This window comes from Deltaproteobacteria bacterium, from assembly GCA_019912665.1.
Taxonomy (GTDB): domain Bacteria; phylum Desulfobacterota; class GWC2-55-46; order GWC2-55-46; family GWC2-55-46; genus UBA5799.
This window is the reverse complement of sequence record JAIOIE010000018.1, coordinates 518679-541457: the sequence shown is the minus strand read 5'-3', so window position 1 is coordinate 541457 and position 22779 is coordinate 518679. Positions and strand designations below refer to the sequence as shown.

Sequence of the window (22779 nt, the reverse complement as noted above, 5' to 3'; positions counted from 1 at the left end):
GGGGATGTGAATGGAAAAGGACCTGGACAGATGACAGCCGAAAATCCAGCTCACATACTGGTCGCGGATGACAACCATTTCGTGCTGGAGAGCACGGTCCTCCTCCTTTCAGGCTTCGGGTTCAAGGTGACCCCCTGCAGGGACGCGCGCGAGTCGATCGAGGCCCTGAGGGAAGGGACGCCGGACGCGGTCCTCACCGACATAAGGATGCCGGGGCTCTCCGGCCTCGACCTCCTCGACAGGATACGGACCATAAACAACGAGGTCCCGGTCATCTTCATGACCGCCTACGCGGATGTCGACGTGGTCGTGGACGCCATAAAGAAAGGCGCTTTCGACTTCATAATAAAGCCCTACAAGCCCGAGCACCTCGTCCATGCCGTCGAGAAGGCCGTGAAGTACGCAAGGCTCGTCCAGATGGAGAGGAACTACAAGCACCGCCTCGAGGAGGACGTAAGGAAAAGGACGGCGGAGCTCGCGGACGCGCTCCAGATGATAAAAGATACGAGCAAGGAGCTCGTCCACCGGATAATGAGGATATCCGAGTACAGGGACAGCGACACCGGTGCTCACATAAAGAGGATAGGCCTCTACTCCGGCAGGCTCGCCAGGGTGCTCGGCGCGTCCGAGGACTTCGTGGACAGCATAAGCTTCGCAAGCCCCATGCACGACATAGGCAAGGTGGGCATCCCCGACAGCATACTCCTCAAGCCCGGGGCGCTCACAAATCGGGAGTTTGATTCCATGAAGGGGCACACTCTCATGGGCGAGAGGATGCTTCTAGATTCCCCGTACCCTTCCATCCAGGCCGCCGCCGTCATTGCGAGGAGCCACCACGAGCGCTGGGACGGCTCAGGATATCCGGGCGGGCTCAAGGGCGAGGAAATACCGCTCGAAGGCAGGATAGTGATGATAGTGGACCAGTATGACGCCTTACGGAGCAAAAGGCCGTACAAGGACTCGATGGGCCACTCCGAGGCCGTGAGGGTCATAAGCAAGGGGAACGATAGGACCAGCCCCCGGCACTTCGACCCGCGCGTGCTGGAGGCCTTTCTGGATTCGGCGGAGTACTTTGACGAAATCTACGAGCTCTATAAGGATTAGCTGTTAAGAATTCGGCCCCAGCCCCGTCTGCCTCGATGTGACTGGAAGTAAGCTCGTTTCTTTCCTGTAAATCCGGAGGGGCCTGGCAGTTGCTGAAAAACTCAAATGCAAGGAGTCGCAAAATGAGGATGAGTCGTACTTTCCTTGTACGCCGGAGTGTCCGATTTTGAAGACGACGCAGCAGATGGAGTTTTTTTCAGCAGCCTGCTATAGCTTGTAGCCGATCTTTCTCAGGAACTGCTTCCGCTCAAGCCTGTCCTGTTCCCCCTCGGCCATAAGCGGGCTGAAGCCGTCGATTACGCCTACCACACCCTTCCCCTGTCCGGTCCTTGTCACTATCACCTGAAGCGGGTTGGCTGTTGCGCACCAGACCGAGCACACCTCGGGGCAGTTCTTTATCTGGTTGAGGACGCTTATGGGGTACGCGCCCGTTAGGACGATTATGAACAGATGTCCGGCTCCTATTGCTACCGCGTTTTCGGCGGCGGCCTTTTTGAGCGTGTCGTCGTTCCCTTCCACCCTCACCAGGCAGGGGCCGGATGCCTCGGCGAGCGCAACCCCGAACTTCGCTTCCGGCACGGTCGTCCGAATTATCTCATAGAGGTCCTCTACGGTCTTTATGAAATGGGCCTGGCCCAGTATGACGTTAGCGCCTTCAGGTATTTTGACCTCAACGGCTTCAAGCTCCATGCCGCCCCTCCTTCACATGATGGATTTGGGTCGTCTGCATGCGCGAGACACCTAACTTGGTTCCATTGCTCGAAGATAGCAGATAAACCGGCTCCGGGCAAGTCCGCGCGAAGGAGTTTGTGGATTCCGTTGCTGCTTGAAATGGGCTTAAGAGAAAAAAGAAAAGCCGGGGCGCGGCTTTGGCGCGCCCCGGCTTGAAAGGCTGGTCTGACTATCAGGCTGCTCAAAAAGCCCAATCTGCTTTGCCGTCTTCAAAATTGGACATTCCGGCGTACAAGAAAAGTACGCCTCATTCCTCCTTTTTCGACTCCTCGCATCCCGGACTTTTTGAGCAGCCTGTACATGATTTGAGTTTTTCAGCAAGCTGATAGGACTATTTAAGCGCTTCGAGCCTTTTACGCGCCAGTCCCGCCTCTCCGGATTTCGGGTATTTCTGTACGACCTCCTGGAGGAGCACCCTGGCCTCCTTCTTGGCCCCGAGCTTCTCGAACGCGAACGCCTGCTTAAGGAGCGATGCCGGGGTCTTTTCGCTCCCCGGATATTTCTTGAGGGCCTTGTCGAACTCGAGTATCGCCATTTCCATGTCGCCCTTGGCGTAGTATATCTCGCCGAGCCAGTACTGGGCGTTCCCCGCGAGCTTGTGGCCGGGGTGCGCGGAAAGGAACTTCTGGAAAGACTGTATGGCGCTCGAATAGTCCTTGGCAGTGGTCTCCCTGAAGCCCTTGTTATAGAGGTCCTCGGCCCCTCCGGGCTCTTCCGCGCCCTCCTTGAGCCCCGACGCCTCGGTCCTGGCGCCTGTAACCGCCTGCTCAAGCCTAGATGCCTGCTTGTCAAGGGCGGCGATATCCTCCTTGAGCTCGCTAAAGCGGGAGTCGTTGTACTGCTGGGATATCTCCATGGATGCGAGGCCGTCCTGGACGGACTTTACGGAAGACTCAATCGCCGCGAGCCTGCTTACGAGGTCCGCTGAGTTCGAGTCCGCTGCCTTGACAGCGTCGAGTATCTCCTCCTTTTCATGGGAGCCTTCCTCGATTGCGCCCCTCACGAAAGCCATGTCCTGCCTGAGCTTGTCAAGGCCGATGTTGGACTCGGCAAGGCTCTTTTTAAGATCCTCGACCTCCGCCTTTAGGCTCGAGAGGCCACCGGAGCCCTCGAGCCTCGCCACCTTGCCCTTAAGGTCCTCGTTGTCCTTGACGAGCCTTTCCACATCGTTCATGAACTTTTCCTGCTCGCCCGTCATTATGGGAAAGCCCGGGCCGCAGGCCGGGATGGCCATCGCGAGGAAAAGGAGAGCTATGAAAGCTGAATGTCTTTTCATTTCCGCTCAGTTCGCTATTATGACGAATTCCGCCCGCCTGTTCTGGGACCAGGCCTCCTCGCTCGAGCCGGCGACCGCCGGCTTTTCTTCGCCGTAGCTCACTACTTCCATCCTGTCGGTCTTGACGCCGAGGTCCTCGAGATACTTCTTAACGCTCCTGGCCCTCTTGTCGCCGAGCGCGAGGTTGTATTCCGTCTCGCCGCGCTCGTCGGCGTGCCCTTCGATACGTATTTTTACGTTGGTGTTAAGCCCCAGCCATTTGGCGTTCTTGGCGAGGTTGTCGAGGTCCGTGTCCCTTACCGTGTACCTGTCGTAGTCGAAATAAATCGTATAGAGGTGCCCCTTTTCGGCGGCCTTCCTCGTAAGCTCGTCGTCAGGCGAGATCGAGGCGTACCTGCCGCCCACCCTGGCGTCTGCGTTGCCGAGTATGTCCTCGGCGGTCACATCCCCCGAGACTACGCCCTCTTCGGGAGCCACCACCTCTGATTCGGTGACTGCCCCAGGCGCTGCGGCCTCCCCGGCAAGGTCCTCGGTAGCTATCCTTTTACCGCATCCGGCCGCAAGCAGTAAAACAAGCAATATGACCGGCAATGTCCTGAGAGACGCTTTCATTTCTTACCCCTCCTGTTCTTGATGTTCATGGTACATTGTCACTTTAGGTATGGCGACCAGGCCGGTGCCTTTTCGCCGCCAATCCCTGTATTAAGCCTCATAACCTCGGTTCCGTCCGAGCGTATCACCCTGAGAGACGCGACACCTTTCACCGTGGAGCTGTAGACGATATGCCTGCCGTCAGGGGCCCACGAGGGGTTCCTGTTGTCCCCGTTAAAAGTAAGCTGGACGGGCTTTTCGCCGTCGGGCCTTACTACCCAGATATTAAAGCCCTTGTCGGAGCGGGCGAATGCTATCAATTTCCCGTCCGGCGACCAGGCCGGGCTCGAATTGTACTTCCCGGAAAAAGTCAATCTCCTTGATTTTCCCGAAAGCAAGTCTAACACATAGATATGCGGGTTTCCAGCGCTATCGGAGACGTAGGCGAGCTTCGTGCCGTCAGGCGACCACGACGGCGAGACGTCGATCCCGTGGTTGCTGGTAAGCTTTCTGTACTCCATGGTCTTAAGGTCCAGGATGACGAGTTCCGGGGAGTTGTCGCCGCTGATCGTGAGCGCGACTTTCGTGCCGTCTGGCGAAAACCTTCCTGAGATGTTGATGCCCGGCCTGGACGAAAGGGGCTCGTCCCTGCCAGTTGAGAGGTCCAGGAGGTACATGGAAGGCGCGCCTTTCTTGTAGGAGACGTAGAGCACCTTCTTCCCGTCCGGCGACCACTGGGGAGAGAGGTTTATGGACCGGTTCCGGGTGAGCTTGACCGTGTTCTTTCCGTCGTAGTCGGCTATGTATATCTCCTTGTTGCCGCCGCTCCCGGATACGAAGAGTATCTTGGTCGTGAATATGCCCTTGTTCCCGGTGAGCTCCTCGTAGAGGGAGTCGGAGAAGTAATGGACTACCCTCCGGGGGTTCTTCACCGACCCTGAGAGCTTTTTCCCGATCACCTGCTTTTCCGTCGCGGTATCGAAGAAGCGGACTTCGACAGTGAGCTTTTCGCCCTCGACAAGGAACCCGCCCTTGAGGAGCGCCTGTGCCCCTATCGACCGCCAGTTCCTGAAATTCGTCTCCCCGGCCGTGAGGCCGGCGCTACCGCTGTCTTCGATGTAGGCCTTCTGGTCGATTACGGTGAAGAAGCCTGAGAACCTCAAGTCCGTGAGCGCGGCGTCAAGGAGCTCTTTTTTAATCGATTCTCTCAGGGCGCGCTCCTCGGCCGAGCGCGGGGCCGGGCCGAGGTCCTTGAACTCCTGCACTCCCATCGGGAGCTTCTTGAAGGCAGGTCCGGCCAGGTCGATATAGACCTTGCCCCAGGCGGCAGCGGAAAGCGCGGCCTGGAGGAGCAGAAAAACGGCTAAAAAGGCGAATGCTCTTATTGTCATCTTTGGGTGCATCCAGGACAGAACCTCAAGCCCGTCTCCAGGAAATTCCCTTCGAAATCAGCCGGGAGCGGAGGGAAGGGAGCTGCCCTCCACACGGCGCTGACGAGAGATTCGTCAAAGACCGGGTTGCCGGAGCTTACCTCGACGGAGGCGCTCACGAGCTCCCCGGAACGAGCTATTTTTATCGAGACTATCAGGGATACCCTGCTCTCCTTCAATGCCTGCGGGTAAGTCCATTTGTCGTCTATCCGGGCTTTTATTATCGTGTAGTACGCCGGGTACTTGTCCTCGAAGGACTTGATCGACCCGCCTGACGGGCGCTCCTTTGCGGGCGCTGAATCGGCACGGGCGCCGGATTCAGGGGCCTTTGCGCTCCCGCGGGAAGCTATTTCGGCCCTGAGCTTCTTAAGCCGCTCCCTTCGCGCCTCTTCCTCTTCGAGCTTTCTTTTAATCTCGTCTACTTTCGAGCTTACGGCCGCCTTGTCCTCCCGCGTCCGGACGCTCTCGGTGATGCTCCGCAAGGTGTCGTCTACCGAAGCGGCCGGAGGCTTCGGCGCCTCCTTTTCCTTTATCTTTACGCTCTGGGCCGGGGTCTCCTTCGGCGCTGTCTCTGCCTTGGCGGCCTCTTCGGGCTTTGGCGCCGTTTTGGGCGGTTCCTCCGGCGCCTTTTCCGTTTCAGCCTGTGCCGGGGGCTTCTCCTTTTCCGCTTGTGGAGGGGCCTGGGGAGCGGGTTTTACGCGCCTGGGCCCGGGCTCGGCGACCAGGTCCACCATCTGGACCGGGTTGATGAAGACCCTTCTGGGCTCGGAACTAAATAGGAGCGCGGCGGCTATCGCTATGCCGGCGTGCAGGAGCGCCGAGACCCCCACGACCCTGCCGAACCCCTTCATGCGGTAACCGGTCATCTCCCCCGACCGGGGGGCTCGGTGACCATGCCCACCTTGCTTATTCCAGCCTTTCTTATCGCGCTCATGGTGCTCACAACGAACCCGTAAGGGACCGATTCGTCAGCCCTTAAAAGGACCATGCGCGTCGCGTTCTCGCCGGCTATGGCCCGGAGCTTTGTCCCGAGCTCCTTTTCGCTCATCACCTTGTCGTTAAGGTGGATGCGGCGCTTCCGGTCTATCGTTACCACGAGCGGCTCGTCCGCCGAGCTTATCGCGCCCGCCTCGACCTGCGGCAGGTCGACATCGAGCCCCTCCTGCATCATCGGGGCCGTGACCATGAAGATGATGAGGAGCACCAGCATCACGTCCACGAAGGGCGTGACGTTTATCTGGGACATGAGCCTGGGGTTCCGCCCGCCTCCGGTCTCCATCGACTAACCCTTTTTGCCCGCCTGTTTCTCCAGGACGTTCATTATATCCGACGAAAAGTTGCCCATCTCGGTTGCGATGCGCCCTATCCTGATCTGTATGTGATTATAACCCATAACCGCCGGAATCGCGGCAACGAGGCCTATCGCGGTCGCGATAAGGGCCTCGGAGATGCCGGGCGCGACGACCGCGAGGTTGGCCGCGCCCTTGGCACCTATGTCCCTGAACGAGGTCATTATGCCCCAGACGGTGCCGAAAAGGCCGATGAAGGGTGCGGTATTGCCGGTAGTGGCCAGGAACCCGACGGCGTACTCGAGCTTGGCCGTCTCCGAGTCCATGGCCTTCTTGAGTATCCTCTCGAACCTTTCGAGGTCCTCTTTCCTGAGCCACTCGCCGCCGTCCGCCGCCTTTTTAAGGCCGGTTATCTCGTTATAGGCAGCGGAGAATATGCCTGCAAGCGGGGTGTGCTTGTAGCTCTTGGTCGCGTTAAAGACGTGCGCGAACTGGCGCTTTTCCCAGAAAAGGTCGTGGAACGCGGTAGATTCCTTTTCGATCTTCCTCAAGACCATGACCTTGTAGCCTATGATCGCCCACGAGACGACCGAGAAAAGGACGAGGACGAAGATCACGAATTTGACCATGGGTCCGGCGCTCCAGACCATGTCCCAGAGACCGGAGTTTACGGTAGCCAGAGGCGTTTCCAAACGAGTTTCTCCTTTTTTATTGCCTTCCGGAAGGCTTCGGAAAAAACTTTATAACTCATCAGGCGGGGTGTTTCCGTGACTTTTATTCGTTCGCGCGCACATTAAAAGGTAACATCATTATTTCCCGTAGTCAATCAACATCGGAAATTTTTAGGCGCTGGATACGCGCTGAAACTGATTGAGAAAAGGTTTGCCTTGGGACCCCGATTTGAAATAGAATACGCTTACGACTTCCCTAATCCCGGTGTAGAATAATGACAAAGCTCCTCCTCATGGCGGCCGCCGGCGCGGCAGGCACTCTCTCACGTTATTTCCTCGGCGGTATCGTCCAGAAGCTCTACGGCGGACCATTCCCTTGGGGGACATTCGCCGTGAACATCAGCGGAACCTTCTTTTTCGGTCTCGTCTGGGCCCTTGCCGAGAACCGGCTCTCCTTTAGCGGCGAGGTGCGGGCAATCGTCTTCATCGGCTTTTTCGGCGCGTTCACGACCTTTTCGAGCCTCATGTTCGAGACAGGCCAGCTTTTAAGGGATTCCCAGTGGGCGCTTGCAATCGGGAACATCGCCCTTCAGAACGTTACGGGCATAATCTTTCTTATACTCGGCATTGCCATCGGCAGACTCCTTTGAAGGAGGGTGAGAGATGCGGCTTCCGGAAGACGCGCAGTCAGTCAGGGTATTCATAGGCGAGAGCGATAAATTTAACGGCCGCCCCCTATACCAGGCCATAGTCGAGGAGGCGCGCGGCTTCGGCCTCGCGGGCGCGACGGTCTTAAGGGGGCTCATGGGCTTCGGGGTCCACAGCCGTCTCCATACGGCCAAGGTGCTCCGGATATCCGAGGACCTTCCGATAATAGTCGAGCTGGTCGACAAGGCCGAGCGCATAGAGGCCTTCCTTCCGGTCCTCGACAGGATGGTAGGCGAAGGGCTCATAACCATCGAGCCAGTAAAGGTATTCGCCTACAGGGGCCGGAAAGCGGACTAACGGCCCTCTGAACCCGGCAATTCGTCGGTTATCTTTTTTCCGTTTTTTTTGACCCGCCCCGGTATTTTCCCTTGACAGGCACAATATATTGTGGTTTACTGCCTCCTATCCTACAATATAGGCGATTATTCAAGTAAATCAACAAGTTGTATGCCGGATGCCTTTTCCGTAAAACCGGGCCTCAGGCAGGGCCCTTAAGTCCCCCTGGAGGGAGTCCTTTTCAGGCGGGTTTTGCCTCCGATTTTTATAGAAGCGTGCTCGAAAACTCCGTTATTTAAAAATGTGCCGTTTAAAAATGTATCAGGGGGGTATTGAATGGGAATGGACAGTGACATCTACAGCCGCTTATTGACCGCCGAGACGGCCGCTAAGGCATCGAAACGGGCTGGCGCCCATGCAAAGCCCCGGATAGAGGTGAACGAGAACGGGCGGAGGGTCCTTGAGAAGAGATACCTTAAAAGGGACGCCCTCGGGAACCCCGTAGAGACGATTGAGGAGATGTTCTGGCGCGTGAGCTCGAACATAGCCGAGGCCGAGAGGTTCTTCGACCCTGACGCAAACGTCGAGGCCGTGGCGGACGAGTTCTATAAGATGATGGCCTCCCTCGAGTTCCTGCCAAACTCCCCGACCCTCATGAACGCGGGCAGGGAGCTTCAGCAGCTGTCGGCCTGCTTCGTCCTCCCGGTCGAGGATTCGATGGAGTCCATCTTCGAGGCCGTTAAGCACACGGCCCTCATACACAAGTCCGGCGGCGGCACCGGGTTTTCATTTTCGCGGCTCCGCCCCTCAGGGGATTCTGTAGGCTCCACCTCCGGAATTTCCTCCGGCCCCATATCTTTCATGACCGTCTTTGACAGCGCAACCGAAGCCATAAAGCAGGGCGGCACGAGAAGGGGCGCGAACATGGGCATACTCCGGGTAGACCACCCGGACATCATGAACTTCATTACCTGCAAGGAGGACAACTCCAAGCTCAACAACTTCAACATCTCCGTGAGCCTCACCGAGGACTTCATGAAGGCTGTCGAGGAGGACGGAGAATTTGAGCTAAAGAACCCGAGGGACGGGAAGCCGGTCGGCATGCTCAGGGCCCGCGAGGTCTTCGATAAGATTGTCAAGATGGCCTGGAAAAACGGCGACCCAGGCATCATATACATAGACAGCATGAACGCCGACAACCCCACCCCGCACGTGGGGCAGATAGAATCCACGAACCCCTGCGGCGAGCAGCCTCTTCTCCCCTACGAGTCATGCAACCTGGGCTCCATAAACCTGAGCCGCATGGTCGTAAAGGGCGAAGAAGGCTCCGAGTTCGACTGGGCCCGGCTCGAGGAGACGGTAAAGAAGTCCGTACACTTCCTTGACAACGTCATAGAGATGAACAAGTACCCCATAGAGCAGATCGAGAAGGTCACGAAATCCAACAGGAAGATAGGCCTCGGCGTAATGGGCTTTGCAGACCTCCTTATCCGCTTAGGCATCCCGTACAACTCCGAAGAGGCCATCTCCCTTGCCGAGGAGATAATGTCCTTCATACAGAAGAAGGGCAGGCAGGCGTCCAGGGACCTGGCAACGGAAAGAGGGACCTTCCCCAACTTCAAGGGTTCCATATACGATGGCAAAGGCAAGCCCCCGAGGAACGCGACCGTAACGACCATCGCGCCGACCGGCACCATCTCCATCATCGCGGGCTGTTCGTCGGGCATAGAGCCCCTCTTCGCGCTCGCCTTCACGAGGAACGTCATGGAAGGGACCGAGCTCCTGGAGGTGAACCCGCTATTCGAGGAGTACGCCAAAGAGATGGGCTTTGACAGCCCGGAGATCATGAAGGAGGTCGCGAACAAAGGCACCCTCCACGACGTCGAGGGCATCCCGGACGAGGCGAAGCGGGTCTTCACGACCGCGCACGACATCTCGCCTGAATGGCACATAAAGATGCAGGCCGCGTTCCAGAAATATACCGATAACGCCGTCTCCAAGACCGTGAACTTCCCGAACGAGGCGACCGAGGATGATGTCGCGTCCGCCTATCTCCTGGCCTACAAGCTCGGCTGCAAGGGCATCACCGTCTACAGGGACGGCTCAAGGGACGTGCAGGTCCTCACAAAGGGGAGCGAGAAGCAGGCAAAGGCCGAGGCGGCCGTTGAAGCCAATATAGCCGAGCAGGCCCCGGCCATCGAGCACGCCGCGAGGCCCAAGCCCAGGGGCGAGGTGGCCTTCGGCATAACCCGGAAGATAAAGACCGGCTGCGGCAACCTCTACATCACCATAAACGAGGACGAGGAAGGCAGGCCCTTCGAGATATTCACCCAGATAGGAAAGGCCGGAGGGTGCGTGGCCTCCCAGTGCGAGGCCATGGGCAGAATGACCTCGCTTGCGCTCCGTAGCGGCGTGGAGCCCCACGAGATAGTGAAGCAGATGCGCGGCATAAGCTGCCACCTGCCCGTGGGCTTCGGCGCGGGCAGGGTCATGTCCTGCGCCGACGCGATGGCCCAGGCGATGGACTGGTACCTCGGCTACAAGAGGCAGACCGGGTGCATAACCGCCGACAGGGACGCGCTGAACACGCTCCCAAAGCAGTTCACCATGGGCCCTGAGGTCTTCAAGCGCGGCGCGTGCCCTGACTGCGGAAGCGCCGTAGAGCACTCCGACGGGTGTCTGGTGTGCAGGGGGTGCGGGTACAGCGAGTGCGGCTAGGCTGAAAATCGCTCTTTTTCAGCTGTCATTGCGAGCGTAGCGAAGCAATCCCATTTTCTGGAAAGATGGGATTGCTTCGGAGCTAAAGCTCCTCGCAATGACGACGGAAATCGAGTAGCCTCGGGGCGCATTCCAAACCCGCCATGCGCAAATCAACTGAGACGAAAGGGGAAGCAATGGACATAGAAATGGATTTCGAGTGCCGCGACTGCGGCTGGCTCTTCACCAAGAGCTTCCTTGAGATGGAACACGGGAAGACCGTCAAATGCCCGTTCTGCTCGGGCACGGCACTTTTAATGAGAAGCGAAAGGGCCCTTACGGACGGAGACGAGTCCGGCGCGCCGGAACGACTGCCGGGGGCCAGGTATCTGGCAGAGAACAAGATAAAGCTGTAAGGCAACCTCTAAAAATTGATCTTTTCCCCGGACTCTGTGTCAGGCCGGGAATAAAAATGCTCACATATTAATCATATATGCTCCGCTTTTTATTCCCGGCCTTCCTTGATTTCGGGAAAAATCTCAAATTTTTAAAGGTTGCCCTCGAAAGAGAGGCGCCTTTCGGCGCCTCTCTTGTTTTGAATTAAAAGATTCGGTGGATTTTAGAAGGCAGAACTGTCACCCCGCCATTCGAATCGGGCGAGCACAAAAGAGGTGGCAGTGAAGATAGTGGATGATAGGGATTGAGAGTGTGAAGATTGTGGAAGTCGAGTAGGGCAGACCACATTGATAGAACACTGAGAAAGAAGAATTGTTCACCTTTTAGACAGAATCCAGAATGAACATATCTGAAGCAACTAGAAGAGATATTATTGATACCCTCAGCATAGAAAATGTACAGTGGGCTGGCCGCTTGGAAGAGCCAGATTTTCTTTCGCGCTTATTCGATCTCAAATCAATGTCATCAACTGACAGACGATTCAACGATGCTTACGGTGATATATGGCAACACAGAGTTAACAATCCTTACGATTGGCCTGCTGATTGGATATTCTATGATTCACGTTTCAATTTTTTACATTGCGATGACGACTTGTTCTTGCGCTTTCTATGTGAAACTATTCACCCAGTTGTAAGAACCGATCCCGAAGAAATAGAGAGACTTAGACAGGGATATAATCTCTTACTTAATAAAGATGGTTTTGAAATTATTCCGAAAACACAGATGGCTGGACGTTCTGTTTTTGTTGCGAGACAAATTCAGCTTAGAGCTGATACTACGATTGCCTCCCTTAAGGAGACGTTCTATGGTGCAGATACAAGCTACGTACTTGGTCAGATAACTAGAATGGAAAGCGCTGTGGAGAATGATCCGAGCCTAGCCATAGGCACAGCAAAAGAACTCGTAGAAACTATATGCAAAACAATACTAAATGAACGTGGTCTAGTTTTTGAAGAGTCCATTGATTTACCTAAGCTAGTAAAACTAACCGCCAAGGAACTTAAGCTCACACCTGAAGACATTCCTGATAAGGCTAAAGCGTCTGATAGCATCAAACGGTTGCTAAGCAATCTGGCCACAATTACCAATGGGATAGCTGAATTGAGAAATAGCTATGGCACCGGCCATGGCAAAGTAGCCCGCTCAAAAGGACTCGGCTCACGCCATGCAAAATTGGCAGTAGGCGCTGCGTCAACATTGGCAGTATTTTTAGTCGAAACACATAACGAGAAGGGCATATAACAAGCCCGGTTGGAATGACAACGGGATACACCCGCCCGGTAGAGCGCGCTGTGCGCACCATTTGGGGTTGGTTGTTTTCAACAACCCCGGGGGCATGAGGCGGAAAGGGCGCGCAGCCTCATGCCCAAAAAGAGCGCGGCAGCGCGTTAAAAGGCCTTTTTGCCACAGGGCTTGCTCCATGAGATTCTTTCGGTCACTCCGCTCCCTCAGAATGACAGAAAAGAACAAACTACCCCGTCCTCATTCCAACCCCCTCAAAAAGGCCTGAACCCGGATTTTGACAATTCCTGAGCAGTTCCCGCCAGCGATTCCCTCAAAAGAAATACCTTTATATTTCAGCTACTATCAAACTTCTTGACGAACCAGAGAGGTTCATATATCTTTGAACCTATGAGGAATTTAGCGGCAATCGTGCTCGCCGCTGGCAAGGGCACGAGGATGAAATCCAAGACCCCCAAGGTCCTGCACGGCATAGCCGGCAGGCCTATGCTTTTTTATCCCCTGCAGCTCCTTAAGGAAATGAAGGCCGGAAAGGTCCTCGTGGTCGTGGGCCACGGCGCGGACGGGATACGGAAGGCCTTCGAGGGAGAGAAGGCCGAATTCGTCCTGCAGAAAGAGCAGCTCGGCACCGGGCACGCCGTAATGTGCGCGCTTAAGGAACTCAAGGGCTTCGAGGGCGACGTGCTCATCCTTTCCGGGGACGTGCCGCTCATCAAAAAAGAGACCCTCTCGGGGCTCGTAAGCCTTCATGGAAAGGGCAGGCGGAAGGCGGTTCTTTCGCTCGTTACGACAGTCGTCGATAACCCCGCCGGGTACGGGCGCATCGTACGGGACGAGCACGGCCATATCACGCGGATAGTCGAGGACAAGGACGCAAGCCCTCTCCAGAAGGCCATAAAAGAGGTGAACTGCGGCATTTACCTCGCGGAAAGCGAGTTCCTCTCAAAGAACATAAAAAAGATCGGGAAGAACAACGCCCAGGGCGAGTATTATCTGCCGGACCTCGTGCAGCTTGCCGTTACCCAGGGCGGGCGAGTCGAGGCCCTTATCGCCGGAGAACCGGTCGAGGTAATGGGAATAAACAACAGGGTCGAGCTTGCGAGGGCAGAGGCCCACATGCGCTCGAAGATACTCGAAACTCTCATGCTCTCGGGGGTGACGGTCGTGGATCCCGCAGCCACTTATGTCGATTACGGCACAACCGCCGGGGCTGATACCGTCATATACCCCGGCACGCGCATAACGGGCGGCAGCTCCATAGGCTCGGGCTGCGTAATCGAGGACAACTGCATAATAGAATCAACCGAGATAGGGGACGGGACAGTCATAAAGAGCTCGTCGGTAATAGAGGACTCGAAGATAGGAAAGGGCGTATCAGTCGGCCCGTTTGCTCGGCTGCGGCCCGGAAGCTCCATCGGCGACCAGGCCCGTGTGGGTAACTTCGTCGAGATAAAGAAGAGCGCCATCGGCAAGGGCAGCAAGGCCAACCACCTGAGCTACATAGGTGATACCACTGTCGGCGAGGGCGTGAACATAGGCGCTGGCTCTATAACCTGCAACTACGACGGCGTGAATAAGCACCGGACAGTCATCGAGGACGGCGCGTTCATAGGGAGCGATTCCCAGCTCGTCGCGCCGGTAACTGTCGGCAAAGGCGCGTATGTCGGCTCCGGAACGACTGTGACGAAAGACGTGCCTCCGGGCGCGCTCGTGGTAACGAGGGCGCAGGAGAAAGTCGTAGAGGGCTGGGCTGAGAGGAAAAAGAAGGCCGGGGGTAAAGGCTGATGTGCGGTATCGTAGGATATGTCGGGCCGAAGGACTCGGTCGGGATACTCATGGGGGGATTGAAGCGCCTCGAATACCGGGGCTACGACTCCTCGGGCCTGGCCGTTTTCAAGGAAGGTAAAATAGAGCTACGGAGGAGCGTCGGTAAGCTTGAGAAGCTCGAGGCCGAGCTTTTAAAGAGGCCCCTTATGGGAAATGTGGGCATTGGCCACACGCGCTGGGCCACCCACGGCAGGCCCTCCGAGCAGAACGCGCACCCCCATATAGAGGGCGGCGTTGCGGTCGTCCATAACGGGATAATCGAGAACTACCTTACCCTCAAGGAAGAGCTCCTTAAGGAAGGCGCTAGCTTCAAGTCCGAGACGGACACCGAGATACTCAGCCACCTCATATGCCGCGAGATGAAAAAGGGGCTCGACCTTGCCGGGGCGGTGCGCGCCGCCATTAAGCTCGTGAAGGGCACCTACGCCCTGGCCGCAATATGCGAGAGCGAGCCGGGAAAGGTCGTGGGCGCAAGGATGGAGTGCCCCCTCATACTCGGCATCGGCGAGCGCGAGTCCATCCTCTCCTCCGACATACCGGCCATACTGGACATAACGAGGGAGGCCGTATTCCTTAAGGACGGCGAGATAGTCACCATCACGAACGACGGGGCCGAGATAACGACCTTTGACGGAAAGAAGGTAGACCGGCAGCCGAGCGTCATAAACTGGTCGCCCGTCATGGCAGAGAAGGGCGGGTACAGGCATTTCATGCTCAAGGAGATATTCGAGCAGCCGAGGGCCCTGACCGACACCTTCAGAAGCCTCATACTTGAAGAGAACGGAGACGTTTTCCTGAACGGCTTCGACATACCGCTCGACAAGATAAAGCGAGTGTACATAGTCGCCTGCGGAACCTCCTGGCACGCCGGGCTCGTGGGCAGGTCCCTTATCGAGGACTTCTTCAGGGTCCCGGTGGAAGTGGACCTCGCGAGCGAGTTCCGCTACAGGAACGCCCTCATCGACGAGGACTGCCTCGTCATATCCATATCGCAGTCGGGCGAGACGGCAGATACCCTCGCCGCGATCAAGGAGGTAAGGAGGTGCGGCGGAAGGACGATATCCATATGCAACGTCATGGAGTCGAGCCTTACGCGCGAGACCGACTGGTCGTTCATGACGCACGCTGGCCCCGAGATAGGCGTTGCCTCGACAAAGGCCTTCACGACCCAGCTCGTGGCCCTTTACCTCATAGCCCTATACATGGGAAGGAAATCGGGGAGGATAGGGCAGGAAGAGGGTGTGGCCCTCATACAGGAGCTCGTAAGGCTACCAAAGAAGGTCGAAAGGGTGCTCGACGGGGCATCGGAGATAGAATCGCTCGCCAAGAGGTATTTCCATTACAGGGACTTCATCTATCTCGGAAGGGGGCTTAACTACCCCATAGCGCTCGAAGGCGCGTTGAAGCTCAAGGAGATATCGTACATACACGCGGAGGGGTACGCGGCCGGGGAGATGAAGCACGGCCCCATCGCCCTCATAGACGAGGACATGCCGGTCGTGGCCCTTGCCCCGAGGGACGCGAGCTACCCGAAGATGCTCGGCAATATCGAGGAGGTCAAGGCGCGCGGGGGCCGCATAATCGCGGTCGTCACCGAGGGCGATACCGAAGCCGGGACAAAGGCGGACGACATCGTCGCAATACCGGCGGCATCGACCTATCTTACGCCGGTCCTCATGGCCGTGCCCCTTCAGCTCCTGGCCTATCATATAGCCGTACTCAAGGGCACTGATGTGGATCAGCCGAGAAATCTTGCAAAGAGCGTCACGGTAGAGTAGAATTTACTAGACCCGGGCGATCCTTCCGCCCGGGTATGAATCCCGCAGCTTGATATTTCCATCCATCGTAAAATCAGCATAAACAATCCATCCTGAGCGGTCAGCCCGGCTATTTGGGGAAATTCCGCGCAATGAAGAGAACCGGCAAAAAAGCGATCCTGATAGTGGAGGGCAGCGCCCCGGAGGCGCTTTCCCTGAAATCCATGCTCGGCAAAAATGGATATGACACGCTTGTCGCGCGGAACGGGAGAGAGGCCATTGAGACCGCGAGAAAGAAAAGGCCGGCCATTGTCCTGAGCGAGGTGGTCCTGCCTGACATGGACGGGTTGAGCGTCTGCAGGGAACTAAAGGCAGATCCCGCGCTAAGCGGCGTCCCTGTCGTGCTCGTCACGGAGCTTTCGGACCTTGAGGACATATTGAAAGGCCTGGACTGCGGGGCAGACGGGTACATAACCAGGCCCTTCAACCCGGAGTTCGTGCTCTCAAGGATATCGTCGCTCCTTTCAAACGGGCCCCTGGTGCAGAACAACCGCGATGAAAAGAGGATGGAATTGGAGTACTGCGGCAGGCATTTCTCCGTGAACGCCGGAAGGGCCCAGACCGTGAGGTTTCTCCTTTCCACATACGAGAACGCGGTATTGCAGAATAGAGAGCTCTGCAGGGCCCAGGAGGAGCTTAAGCTCCTTAACGAGAGGCTCGAGGACATGGTGCGGGAGAGGACCTCGGAGCTTAGCGCCGAGGTCCTCGAACGGAAGGCGGCGGAGCTGGCCCTCAGGGTAAGCGAGGAGAGGTTCAGGGCCGTGCTTGAGACGGCGAGCGACGCCATCATCTGCCTCGGCCCGCAGGACAGGATATATATCTGGAACCGGAAGGCCGAGGAGATGTTCGGCTATCCGGCTTCCGAGGCCGTGGGGAGCGAGATGCACGGGCTCATCGTGCCGGAGCGGTACAGGGAAAAGGCGCGGAAGCGCCTTAATGATTTCTTCAGGTCAGGCAACGGCGATATGCTGGGCCGGACCGTCGAGGTCAAAGCCATGCGGCGCGACGGCACGGAGTTGCCGGTAGAGGTCTCGCTGGCCGCGTTCAGCCTGGAGGGGAAATGGAACGTCGTAGGCATAATCAGGGACATAACCGCGCGTAAACTCCTCGAAGAGGAGCTGAGGCGGAATATCGAGGACCTTGAGAGGATGAACCGGCTCATGGTTGGAAGGGAGCTCAGGATGGAGGAGCTGAGGGAGGAGGTGAGGAGGCTCCGTGACCGGGTGAGGGAGCTCGATGACGGGCCTCGTGGCGGCATTCATGGAACGCAATGAGAGCTTGAAAGGTACGGCCGGGGGCGGCCCCTTTCGCTATTCTGTCCTTTGCCTGTTCAGCGCATGATGGTATAATCCCGGGCCTTGGGCCGGAAGGGATTTGCCGTTGCTATTCCGGGATACTCTCAGAAGGACGCCCCGTTGGATAACAATATATTTTACGCGCTCGTGCCTCTCGCTTACGTACTCGGCTCAATACCGACAGGGGTGCTTGTCACCAGGGCATTCGGCGGGGTCGACCCGAGAAAGGCCGGAAGCGGCAATATAGGGGCCACAAACGTAAGCCGCACATCCGGAAAGCTCGCGGGCGCGCTTACGCTCCTCGGCGACATCCTGAAGGGCGCGCTCCCCGTGCTCGCCGCCTTTTGGCTCAACGGCGGGACCCTTCTCATAAGCCTCGTCGGCCTTGCCGCATTCATAGGCCACCTCCTTCCAATTTTCCTCGGCTTCAGGGGAGGGAAGGGGGTCGCAACGGCCTGCGGCGTGCTCGTGGTAATAAGCCCGGCCGCGACTCTTCTGGCCGCAGCCGTATTCGTAGTTGCAGCCGCGCTTAAAAAGTATGTCTCGCTTGCCTCGATGCTCTCTGCTGCCGCAATGCCGGTTTTCCTTTACCTGATCAAAGACGCAAGGGAGTACGCTCCCCTCGGGCTTGCGATCGCCGTACTCATAATAATCAAGCACAAGGACAACATCAAAAGGCTCGCCTCAGGCACTGAGAACAGGATAGGCGGGAAGAAGGGCTGACAGGCTGCTCAAAAAGTCCATCTGCTTCGTTGTCTTCGTCGCTCGTCACTGCGGCGTACACGAAAAGTACGCCTCATTCCTCGCTCCTCGACGCCTCGCATCTGGAGCTTTTTGAGCAGCTTGCATAATGATTTAAGTTTTTCTCAGCATTCTGAAAGCCGCTTCAGATCAGGGTACAAAGTGCTCGCCGTGGCCGAGTATCCTGAGGACTGGCCCGGTGCCTTCTTTGTAGACCTCTTTCAACCGCTCTATAGGGAGCCAGAGCGGCTCGTCGGTTATGTCGAAGGTCCCCCAGTGTATGGGAACGAAGACGCGGGCACGGAGGTCGCCCGCGGCCTGCAGCGCCTCTTCAGGGTTCATGTGGTTCTTCTTCATGAACCACCTCGGCTCGTATGCCCCTATAGGCGCGAAGAATACGTCTATCGGGCCGTGTTTTCTTCCTATTTCGTCAAATCCTGAAAAGTAGCCGGAATCCCCTATCCAGAGGTATTTTTTCCCCGAGTGCTCGACAAGAAAACTGCACCAGAGTTTCCTGTTTCCGTCGAAGGGCGTCCTCTTGGACCAGTGCTGCACCGGGAGGGAGGTTATTAAGAGCCCTTCAGAGGCGTAGACCTCGGACCAGTTCAATGAGGCATGCCTATTGGTCCCGAGCGATTTGAAGTAGTCGCCATAGCCGGGGCCGGTGATGAAAAGCGGGTCGTCCCTGTCCCTGAGGAACTCTATTGATTTGGTGTCAAGGTGGTCGTAGTGGCCGTGTGATATGAGGACGATGTCTATCTTCGGCAGGTCCGCAGGATTTACGGGGAAAGGGGTCTTCCTCTTTACCAGGAAGTTTACGTCCCAGAAAACAGGGTCGGTGATTATCGTCTTCCCTCCGGCCCTCATGAGCACGGTAGAGTGGCCGAGCCAGACGAACCAGTCCCCGTTCATGGTTTTGAGCAAATCGAAATCGGGCCTCGTTACCGGAAAGGAAACGGCCTTCTTCTTCTCCTCGGCATAGGGGTTTTTGGAGAGCTTCCATCTGAGGAAATCGAGGAACGAGCCCCCGGCCCCGCCTGCCCAGGGGTTGTAGAACCTGCCGTCCTTGTCAACTGGCGCTTTACTCAAGGCCTGCTCCTCCGCGGCGATGCCCTGGATCAAGGGGGCGAAGCCCAAAAATATGGCGGCCGATAGGATTATCACAGCGGCAGTCTTCATTTCCCCTTGAGCTTCCTTATTCTGCCCTGTTTTTTCCGTTCGTCTTTCGGGAGCCTCCGTGAAGGGCCTTTTTTAACGGGGCCGGGTGCGTCCTCCTCTTCAGCGGCAGCCCCTTTCATATCTTCATAAAGGGCGTCGTCAAGTAACGCGCTGAACTCATCCGAGCCCAGGACCACGGAGCCCCGCGCCTTCGCGAACCCCGCTATTTCCCTGTCAGAGGTGACTACTGTCGCGCCGGGGCCCTTTCGGGCGGCGAGCTCTTTAATCACCGCGTCCGCCTGCCTCCCGGCTGAGAAGACGACATCGAGCCCCGCAGGGTGCGAACCCGGATATGTGATAGCCGGGCCGTCGAAGACGACCGTTATCCGGGCCTTCTTGAGCCTCTTATAGATTATAAGGGTCTCAAGGAGATTCCGCCTCTCCTCTTCTATGTCGCCGAGGCCGCCCCTTCTGAAGCCTATCAGGTTGTAGCCGTCTATAACAAGGTTCAGGGCCATTTCGGTATTATACACCGGAAGGTATGGGGATTTAAAGACGCGCGGGCGTACGCATCTGCTCAAAAAGTGTGCAGAGGAGACGCCCGCCTGCATGTTTTTTAGCCTTTCAGGCTCCCGAAGGGGCTGAAAAAAGTCCGTTTTCATTGGAAATATGGCGGCATGGATATTGCTAAACATTATCATGCAGAAAGTGGCCGCCGGGTCCTGGGTAAGGCTCCAAGCGGCTTTACAAGGCGGCTTTCGTGTGTTAGTTTCTTGGGAACCCAATCCCCCGGAGGTGCGGTCGATGAAGAAGATAGAGGCCATCATAAAGCCTTTCAAGCTCGACGAGGTGAAAGAGGCCCTTAACGAGATAGGCATAAAGGGCATCACCGTCTCCGAGGTGAAGGGCTTCGGCCGGCAGAAGGGGCATACGGAGCTCTACCGCGGGACCGAGTACGTCGTCGATTTCCTCCCCAAGATAAAGATGGAGATAGTCGTAAGGGAGGAGATGGTCGCCAAGGTGGTCGAGACGATCGTGAACGCGGCCCGTACCGGGCGCATAGGAGACGGCAAGGTCTTCGTCATGTCCGTCGACGAGGTGGTAAGGATAAGGACCGGAGAGCGCGGGGAAGAGGCGATCTGATCCGCGCTTTGCATACGGATTATTAAAAGGAGGGTTATTGTAATGACGCCGAAGGACGTACTTAAGCTTTCAAAGGAAAAGAACGCGAAGATGGTGGATTTCAAGTTCCTCGATTTCGTGGGCATATGGCAGCACTTCTCGGTGCCTGTCAGCGAGCTCTCCGAGGACATATTCGAGGAGGGGCTCGGCTTCGACGGCTCGAGCATCAGGGGCTGGCAGCCCATACACGCCTCCGACATGCTCGTAATGCCCGACCCCACAACCGCCATAATGGACCCGTTCCATGAGACGCCCTCCTTGAGCATCATATGCAATATAGTCGACCCGATAACAAAGGAGCCCTACTCGAGGGACCCGAGGAACATCGCGACAAAGGCGGAGGCCTATCTCAAGTCCACCGGCATAGGAGACGTCGCGTATTTCGGCCCTGAGCCGGAGTTTTTCATATTCGACGACATCAGGTACAGCCAGAGCGCGAACCAGGGCTTCTACCACATCGACTCGGTAGAGGGCATATGGAATACAGGCAGGGAGGAATGCCCGAACCTCGGCTACAAGCCCAGGCACAAGGAAGGCTACTTCCCGGTCCCGCCGACCGACAGCCAGGAGGACATCCGCTCCGAGATGTGCCTCGCGATGGAGCAGGTGGGCATAAGGGTGGAGAGGCAGCACCATGAGGTCGCCACAGCCGGGCAGGCAGAGATAGACATGCGGTTCGACAGCCTCCTTCGGATGGGCGACAAGCTCATGTGGTTCAAGTATATCGTCAAAAACGTGGCCAAGAGGTGGGGGAAGACCGTCACCTTCATGCCCAAGCCCATATTCGGCGACAACGGGAGCGGCATGCACGTACACCAGTCCATCTGGAAGGGCGGCAAGCCCCTCTTCGCCGGGAGCGAGTACGGCGGCATGAGCGAGATGGCCCTCTACTACATAGGCGGCATCTTGAAGCACGCGAGGGCCCTTAACGCCTTCTGCAACCCCGGCACCAACTCCTACAGGAGGCTCGTTCCAGGCTTTGAGGCTCCTATAAACCTGGCCTACTCCTCCAGGAACCGCTCGGCTTCAATAAGGATACCCATGTACTCTCCCTCTCCCAAGTCCAAGAGGATAGAGGTGAGGTTCCCGGACCCGTCCTGCAACGGCTACCTCGCGTTCGCGGCCATGCTCATGGCCGGACTCGATGGCATACAGAATAAGATACACCCCGGCGAGCCGCTGGATAAGGACATCTACGGCCTCTCGCCCGAGGAGCTCTCAAAGGTGCCCTCTGCCTGCGGCTCCCTTGAAGAGGCCCTTGACGCGCTCAAGAAAGACCACGAGTTCCTTCTTAAAGGCGACGTCTTCACGCAGGACGTGATCGATACCTGGATAGAGTACAAGAAGAAGGCCGAGCTCGACCAGATAAGGCTCCGGCCCGTGCCTTATGAGTTTGCCCTGTATTACGACTGCTAAAAGGCAATCTCTAAAAATTGATCTTTGTCAGGCCGGGAAAAGCGGGAAAAATCTCTAGCTTTTAGAGGTTGCCAAAAATCGGTCTTTTTCCCGATCTCTTCGTTAGGGCGGAAGTAAAAATGCTCACATATTATCAATATATGCTGCGTTTTTTACTTCCACCCTGCCTCGACCTCGGAAAAAATTCCTGATTTTTTTTGAGCCTGGATAATAGCTAAAAAGAAAGGGCCCCGCACGTTTCGTGCGGGGCCCTTGTTATTTACGTGGTCAAGCCGTCTTCAGTCCCTTCCCCTGTCCCTCGGCACGCCCTTTCCCGGCTTCTCTTTCGGACCTTTTCCGGGCCTGTCCCAGCGCCTCTCCTTTTCCCATCTCTTCCAGTTCTTCTTTGCATGTCCGTAGGGTATCCTCTCAAGCCCGGGAGGAGTGTCCCTGTATCCGGGGGGAATCTTAAGGAGCGCCCCTGGCACCTTCCTTGATTCTATCAGCACCCATGCGTCACCCAGCTCCGCGGCCCTGTACCACCGCTTATTATGGGGCCGCCACCAGTAGCCCTGGTGGAAAAAGACCGCTATGTCGAGTCCGGGGGCAAAATAGACGTATGTGCCGGGGATGACGACGACTGCCTGGGGCGGCTTGAGAGCTATGGCGGGCAGGTTTATGCTCACGTTCACGTCAGCCCTGGAGGCCCCGGCTGCCGCAAGCGCCAGCATGGCTGAGATGGTAAAGGCCAGGAAAGTCCTTTTCATTCGCCCCTCCTCCGGTCTATTCGAGAATTATATCGGAAGGGCCCTGAAAAATCATGTAACAAAAGCCACATGCGGCCCCGTTGACAACATCCTTCCTTAAAGTAGACTCGAATATATCCTTT

Annotated in this window: 22 protein-coding genes; 12 read left to right on the top strand and 10 right to left on the bottom strand. The window is 56.8% G+C overall.

The features are described 5' to 3' along the window. Positions 1 to 30: 30 nt before the first annotated feature. Positions 31 to 1104: a response regulator gene (locus K8I01_07000; protein MBZ0220164.1), complete on the top strand. Its 1074-nt coding sequence runs from the start codon at positions 31 to 33 to the stop codon at positions 1102 to 1104. A 207-nt stretch (positions 1105 to 1311) separates the two neighbouring features. Here the strand turns inward: K8I01_07000 and K8I01_06995 are convergent, their stop codons facing one another. From K8I01_06995 to tolQ, 7 genes are all read right to left on the bottom strand, one after another. Continuing rightward, the gene (locus K8I01_06995) at positions 1312 to 1794 is read right to left on the bottom strand and encodes an adenosine-specific kinase (protein MBZ0220163.1); all 483 of its coding nucleotides are present in this window, start codon (positions 1792 to 1794) and stop codon (positions 1312 to 1314) included. A gap of 373 nt (positions 1795 to 2167) precedes the next feature. After that, positions 2168 to 3112 (bottom strand): tol-pal system protein YbgF, encoded by a 945-nt coding sequence (ybgF, locus tag K8I01_06990; protein MBZ0220162.1) that lies wholly within the window; start codon positions 3110 to 3112, stop codon positions 2168 to 2170. Positions 3113 to 3118: 6 nt separating this feature from the next. Next, the gene (gene pal / locus K8I01_06985) at positions 3119 to 3724 is read right to left on the bottom strand and encodes a peptidoglycan-associated lipoprotein Pal (protein MBZ0220161.1); all 606 of its coding nucleotides are present in this window, start codon (positions 3722 to 3724) and stop codon (positions 3119 to 3121) included. Between the two features lie 38 nt (positions 3725 to 3762). Next, the gene (gene tolB, locus K8I01_06980; GenBank protein ID MBZ0220160.1) at positions 3763 to 5094 is read right to left on the bottom strand and encodes a Tol-Pal system beta propeller repeat protein TolB; all 1332 of its coding nucleotides are present in this window, start codon (positions 5092 to 5094) and stop codon (positions 3763 to 3765) included. Then, the gene (locus K8I01_06975; protein ID MBZ0220159.1) at positions 5091 to 5999 is read right to left on the bottom strand and encodes a cell envelope integrity protein TolA; all 909 of its coding nucleotides are present in this window, start codon (positions 5997 to 5999) and stop codon (positions 5091 to 5093) included. Before K8I01_06975 ends, tolB begins: the two co-directional genes overlap by 4 nt. Continuing rightward, positions 5996 to 6412 (bottom strand): protein TolR, encoded by a 417-nt coding sequence (gene tolR, locus K8I01_06970; protein ID MBZ0220158.1) that lies wholly within the window; start codon positions 6410 to 6412, stop codon positions 5996 to 5998. The genes K8I01_06975 and tolR overlap by 4 nt, the downstream gene beginning before the upstream one ends. A gap of 3 nt (positions 6413 to 6415) precedes the next feature. Beyond that, complete coding sequence (gene tolQ, locus K8I01_06965; GenBank protein ID MBZ0220157.1) at positions 6416 to 7072, bottom strand: protein TolQ; 657 nt, start codon at positions 7070 to 7072, stop codon at positions 6416 to 6418. A gap of 293 nt (positions 7073 to 7365) precedes the next feature. Here tolQ and K8I01_06960 point away from each other — a divergent pair, with 293 nt between their 5' ends. The 9 genes from K8I01_06960 (at position 7366) to plsY (ending at position 18137) form a co-directional block, all read left to right on the top strand. Further along, positions 7366 to 7743, top strand: coding sequence for a CrcB family protein (locus K8I01_06960; GenBank protein MBZ0220156.1), 378 nt, complete (start codon positions 7366 to 7368; stop codon positions 7741 to 7743). 13 nt (positions 7744 to 7756) lie between these two features. Further along, a complete protein-coding gene (locus K8I01_06955) occupies positions 7757 to 8098 on the top strand; it encodes a DUF190 domain-containing protein (GenBank protein ID MBZ0220155.1) in 342 nt (113 codons plus the stop codon). A gap of 321 nt (positions 8099 to 8419) precedes the next feature. Further along, positions 8420 to 10795, top strand: coding sequence for a vitamin B12-dependent ribonucleotide reductase (locus K8I01_06950; GenBank protein MBZ0220154.1), 2376 nt, complete (start codon positions 8420 to 8422; stop codon positions 10793 to 10795). Between the two features lie 176 nt (positions 10796 to 10971). Continuing rightward, complete coding sequence (locus K8I01_06945; protein ID MBZ0220153.1) at positions 10972 to 11190, top strand: hypothetical protein; 219 nt, start codon at positions 10972 to 10974, stop codon at positions 11188 to 11190. Positions 11191 to 11569: 379 nt separating this feature from the next. Continuing rightward, positions 11570 to 12475 (top strand): abortive infection family protein, encoded by a 906-nt coding sequence (locus tag K8I01_06940; protein MBZ0220152.1) that lies wholly within the window; start codon positions 11570 to 11572, stop codon positions 12473 to 12475. Between the two features lie 390 nt (positions 12476 to 12865). Further along, positions 12866 to 14260 (top strand): bifunctional UDP-N-acetylglucosamine diphosphorylase/glucosamine-1-phosphate N-acetyltransferase GlmU, encoded by a 1395-nt coding sequence (gene glmU, locus K8I01_06935; GenBank protein MBZ0220151.1) that lies wholly within the window; start codon positions 12866 to 12868, stop codon positions 14258 to 14260. Continuing rightward, positions 14260 to 16080, top strand: coding sequence for a glutamine--fructose-6-phosphate transaminase (isomerizing) (gene glmS, locus K8I01_06930; GenBank protein ID MBZ0220150.1), 1821 nt, complete (start codon positions 14260 to 14262; stop codon positions 16078 to 16080). The genes glmU and glmS overlap by 1 nt, the downstream gene beginning before the upstream one ends. A gap of 131 nt (positions 16081 to 16211) precedes the next feature. Next, positions 16212 to 17393 (top strand): PAS domain S-box protein, encoded by a 1182-nt coding sequence (locus K8I01_06925; protein ID MBZ0220149.1) that lies wholly within the window; start codon positions 16212 to 16214, stop codon positions 17391 to 17393. Between the two features lie 153 nt (positions 17394 to 17546). Beyond that, on the top strand, positions 17547 to 18137 hold the full coding sequence (gene plsY / locus K8I01_06920) for a glycerol-3-phosphate 1-O-acyltransferase PlsY (protein ID MBZ0220148.1): 591 nt from the start codon (positions 17547 to 17549) through the stop codon (positions 18135 to 18137). Between the two features lie 168 nt (positions 18138 to 18305). On the opposite strand, the gene K8I01_06915 is transcribed toward plsY, so the two are convergent. Beyond that, the gene (locus K8I01_06915) at positions 18306 to 19334 is read right to left on the bottom strand and encodes an MBL fold metallo-hydrolase (GenBank protein ID MBZ0220147.1); all 1029 of its coding nucleotides are present in this window, start codon (positions 19332 to 19334) and stop codon (positions 18306 to 18308) included. Continuing rightward, the gene (locus tag K8I01_06910) at positions 19331 to 19831 is read right to left on the bottom strand and encodes an NYN domain-containing protein (GenBank protein MBZ0220146.1); all 501 of its coding nucleotides are present in this window, start codon (positions 19829 to 19831) and stop codon (positions 19331 to 19333) included. The genes K8I01_06915 and K8I01_06910 overlap by 4 nt, the downstream gene beginning before the upstream one ends. Positions 19832 to 20117: 286 nt before the next feature. On the opposite strand from K8I01_06910, the gene K8I01_06905 reads away from it, so the two are divergent. Both K8I01_06905 and glnA read left to right on the top strand, forming a co-directional pair. Continuing rightward, a complete protein-coding gene (locus K8I01_06905; GenBank protein MBZ0220145.1) occupies positions 20118 to 20456 on the top strand; it encodes a P-II family nitrogen regulator in 339 nt (112 codons plus the stop codon). A 42-nt stretch (positions 20457 to 20498) separates the two neighbouring features. Next, positions 20499 to 21911 carry a type I glutamate--ammonia ligase gene (gene glnA / locus K8I01_06900; protein MBZ0220144.1) on the top strand — a complete coding sequence of 471 codons (1413 nt, stop codon included), beginning with the start codon at positions 20499 to 20501 and terminating at the stop codon, positions 21909 to 21911. A gap of 278 nt (positions 21912 to 22189) precedes the next feature. Here glnA and K8I01_06895 read toward each other — a convergent pair whose 3' ends face one another. Beyond that, positions 22190 to 22657 carry a hypothetical protein gene (locus tag K8I01_06895; protein ID MBZ0220143.1) on the bottom strand — a complete coding sequence of 156 codons (468 nt, stop codon included), beginning with the start codon at positions 22655 to 22657 and terminating at the stop codon, positions 22190 to 22192. Between the last annotated feature and the right edge of the window lie 122 nt (positions 22658 to 22779).

What these genes read in the sequence shown, in the direction of transcription:
- K8I01_07000 (MBZ0220164.1), top strand. Translation starts at nt 31, where the DNA reads ATGACAGCCGAAAATCCAGCTCACATACTGGTCGCGGATGACAACCAT.
- K8I01_06995 (MBZ0220163.1), bottom strand. Translation starts at nt 1,794, where the DNA reads ATGGAGCTTGAAGCCGTTGAGGTCAAAATACCTGAAGGCGCTAACGTC.
- ybgF (MBZ0220162.1), bottom strand. Translation starts at nt 3,112, where the DNA reads ATGAAAAGACATTCAGCTTTCATAGCTCTCCTTTTCCTCGCGATGGCC.
- pal (MBZ0220161.1), bottom strand. Translation starts at nt 3,724, where the DNA reads ATGAAAGCGTCTCTCAGGACATTGCCGGTCATATTGCTTGTTTTACTG.
- tolB (MBZ0220160.1), bottom strand. Translation starts at nt 5,094, where the DNA reads ATGACAATAAGAGCATTCGCCTTTTTAGCCGTTTTTCTGCTCCTCCAG.
- K8I01_06975 (MBZ0220159.1), bottom strand. Translation starts at nt 5,999, where the DNA reads ATGACCGGTTACCGCATGAAGGGGTTCGGCAGGGTCGTGGGGGTCTCG.
- tolR (MBZ0220158.1), bottom strand. Translation starts at nt 6,412, where the DNA reads ATGGAGACCGGAGGCGGGCGGAACCCCAGGCTCATGTCCCAGATAAAC.
- tolQ (MBZ0220157.1), bottom strand. Translation starts at nt 7,072, where the DNA reads ATGGTCTGGAGCGCCGGACCCATGGTCAAATTCGTGATCTTCGTCCTC.
- K8I01_06955 (MBZ0220155.1), top strand. Translation starts at nt 7,757, where the DNA reads ATGCGGCTTCCGGAAGACGCGCAGTCAGTCAGGGTATTCATAGGCGAG.
- K8I01_06950 (MBZ0220154.1), top strand. Translation starts at nt 8,420, where the DNA reads ATGGACAGTGACATCTACAGCCGCTTATTGACCGCCGAGACGGCCGCT.
- K8I01_06945 (MBZ0220153.1), top strand. Translation starts at nt 10,972, where the DNA reads ATGGACATAGAAATGGATTTCGAGTGCCGCGACTGCGGCTGGCTCTTC.
- K8I01_06940 (MBZ0220152.1), top strand. Translation starts at nt 11,570, where the DNA reads ATGAACATATCTGAAGCAACTAGAAGAGATATTATTGATACCCTCAGC.
- glmU (MBZ0220151.1), top strand. Translation starts at nt 12,866, where the DNA reads ATGAGGAATTTAGCGGCAATCGTGCTCGCCGCTGGCAAGGGCACGAGG.
- glmS (MBZ0220150.1), top strand. Translation starts at nt 14,260, where the DNA reads ATGTGCGGTATCGTAGGATATGTCGGGCCGAAGGACTCGGTCGGGATA.
- K8I01_06925 (MBZ0220149.1), top strand. Translation starts at nt 16,212, where the DNA reads ATGAAGAGAACCGGCAAAAAAGCGATCCTGATAGTGGAGGGCAGCGCC.
- K8I01_06915 (MBZ0220147.1), bottom strand. Translation starts at nt 19,334, where the DNA reads ATGAAGACTGCCGCTGTGATAATCCTATCGGCCGCCATATTTTTGGGC.
- K8I01_06910 (MBZ0220146.1), bottom strand. Translation starts at nt 19,831, where the DNA reads ATGGCCCTGAACCTTGTTATAGACGGCTACAACCTGATAGGCTTCAGA.
- K8I01_06905 (MBZ0220145.1), top strand. Translation starts at nt 20,118, where the DNA reads ATGAAGAAGATAGAGGCCATCATAAAGCCTTTCAAGCTCGACGAGGTG.
- glnA (MBZ0220144.1), top strand. Translation starts at nt 20,499, where the DNA reads ATGACGCCGAAGGACGTACTTAAGCTTTCAAAGGAAAAGAACGCGAAG.
- K8I01_06895 (MBZ0220143.1), bottom strand. Translation starts at nt 22,657, where the DNA reads ATGAAAAGGACTTTCCTGGCCTTTACCATCTCAGCCATGCTGGCGCTT.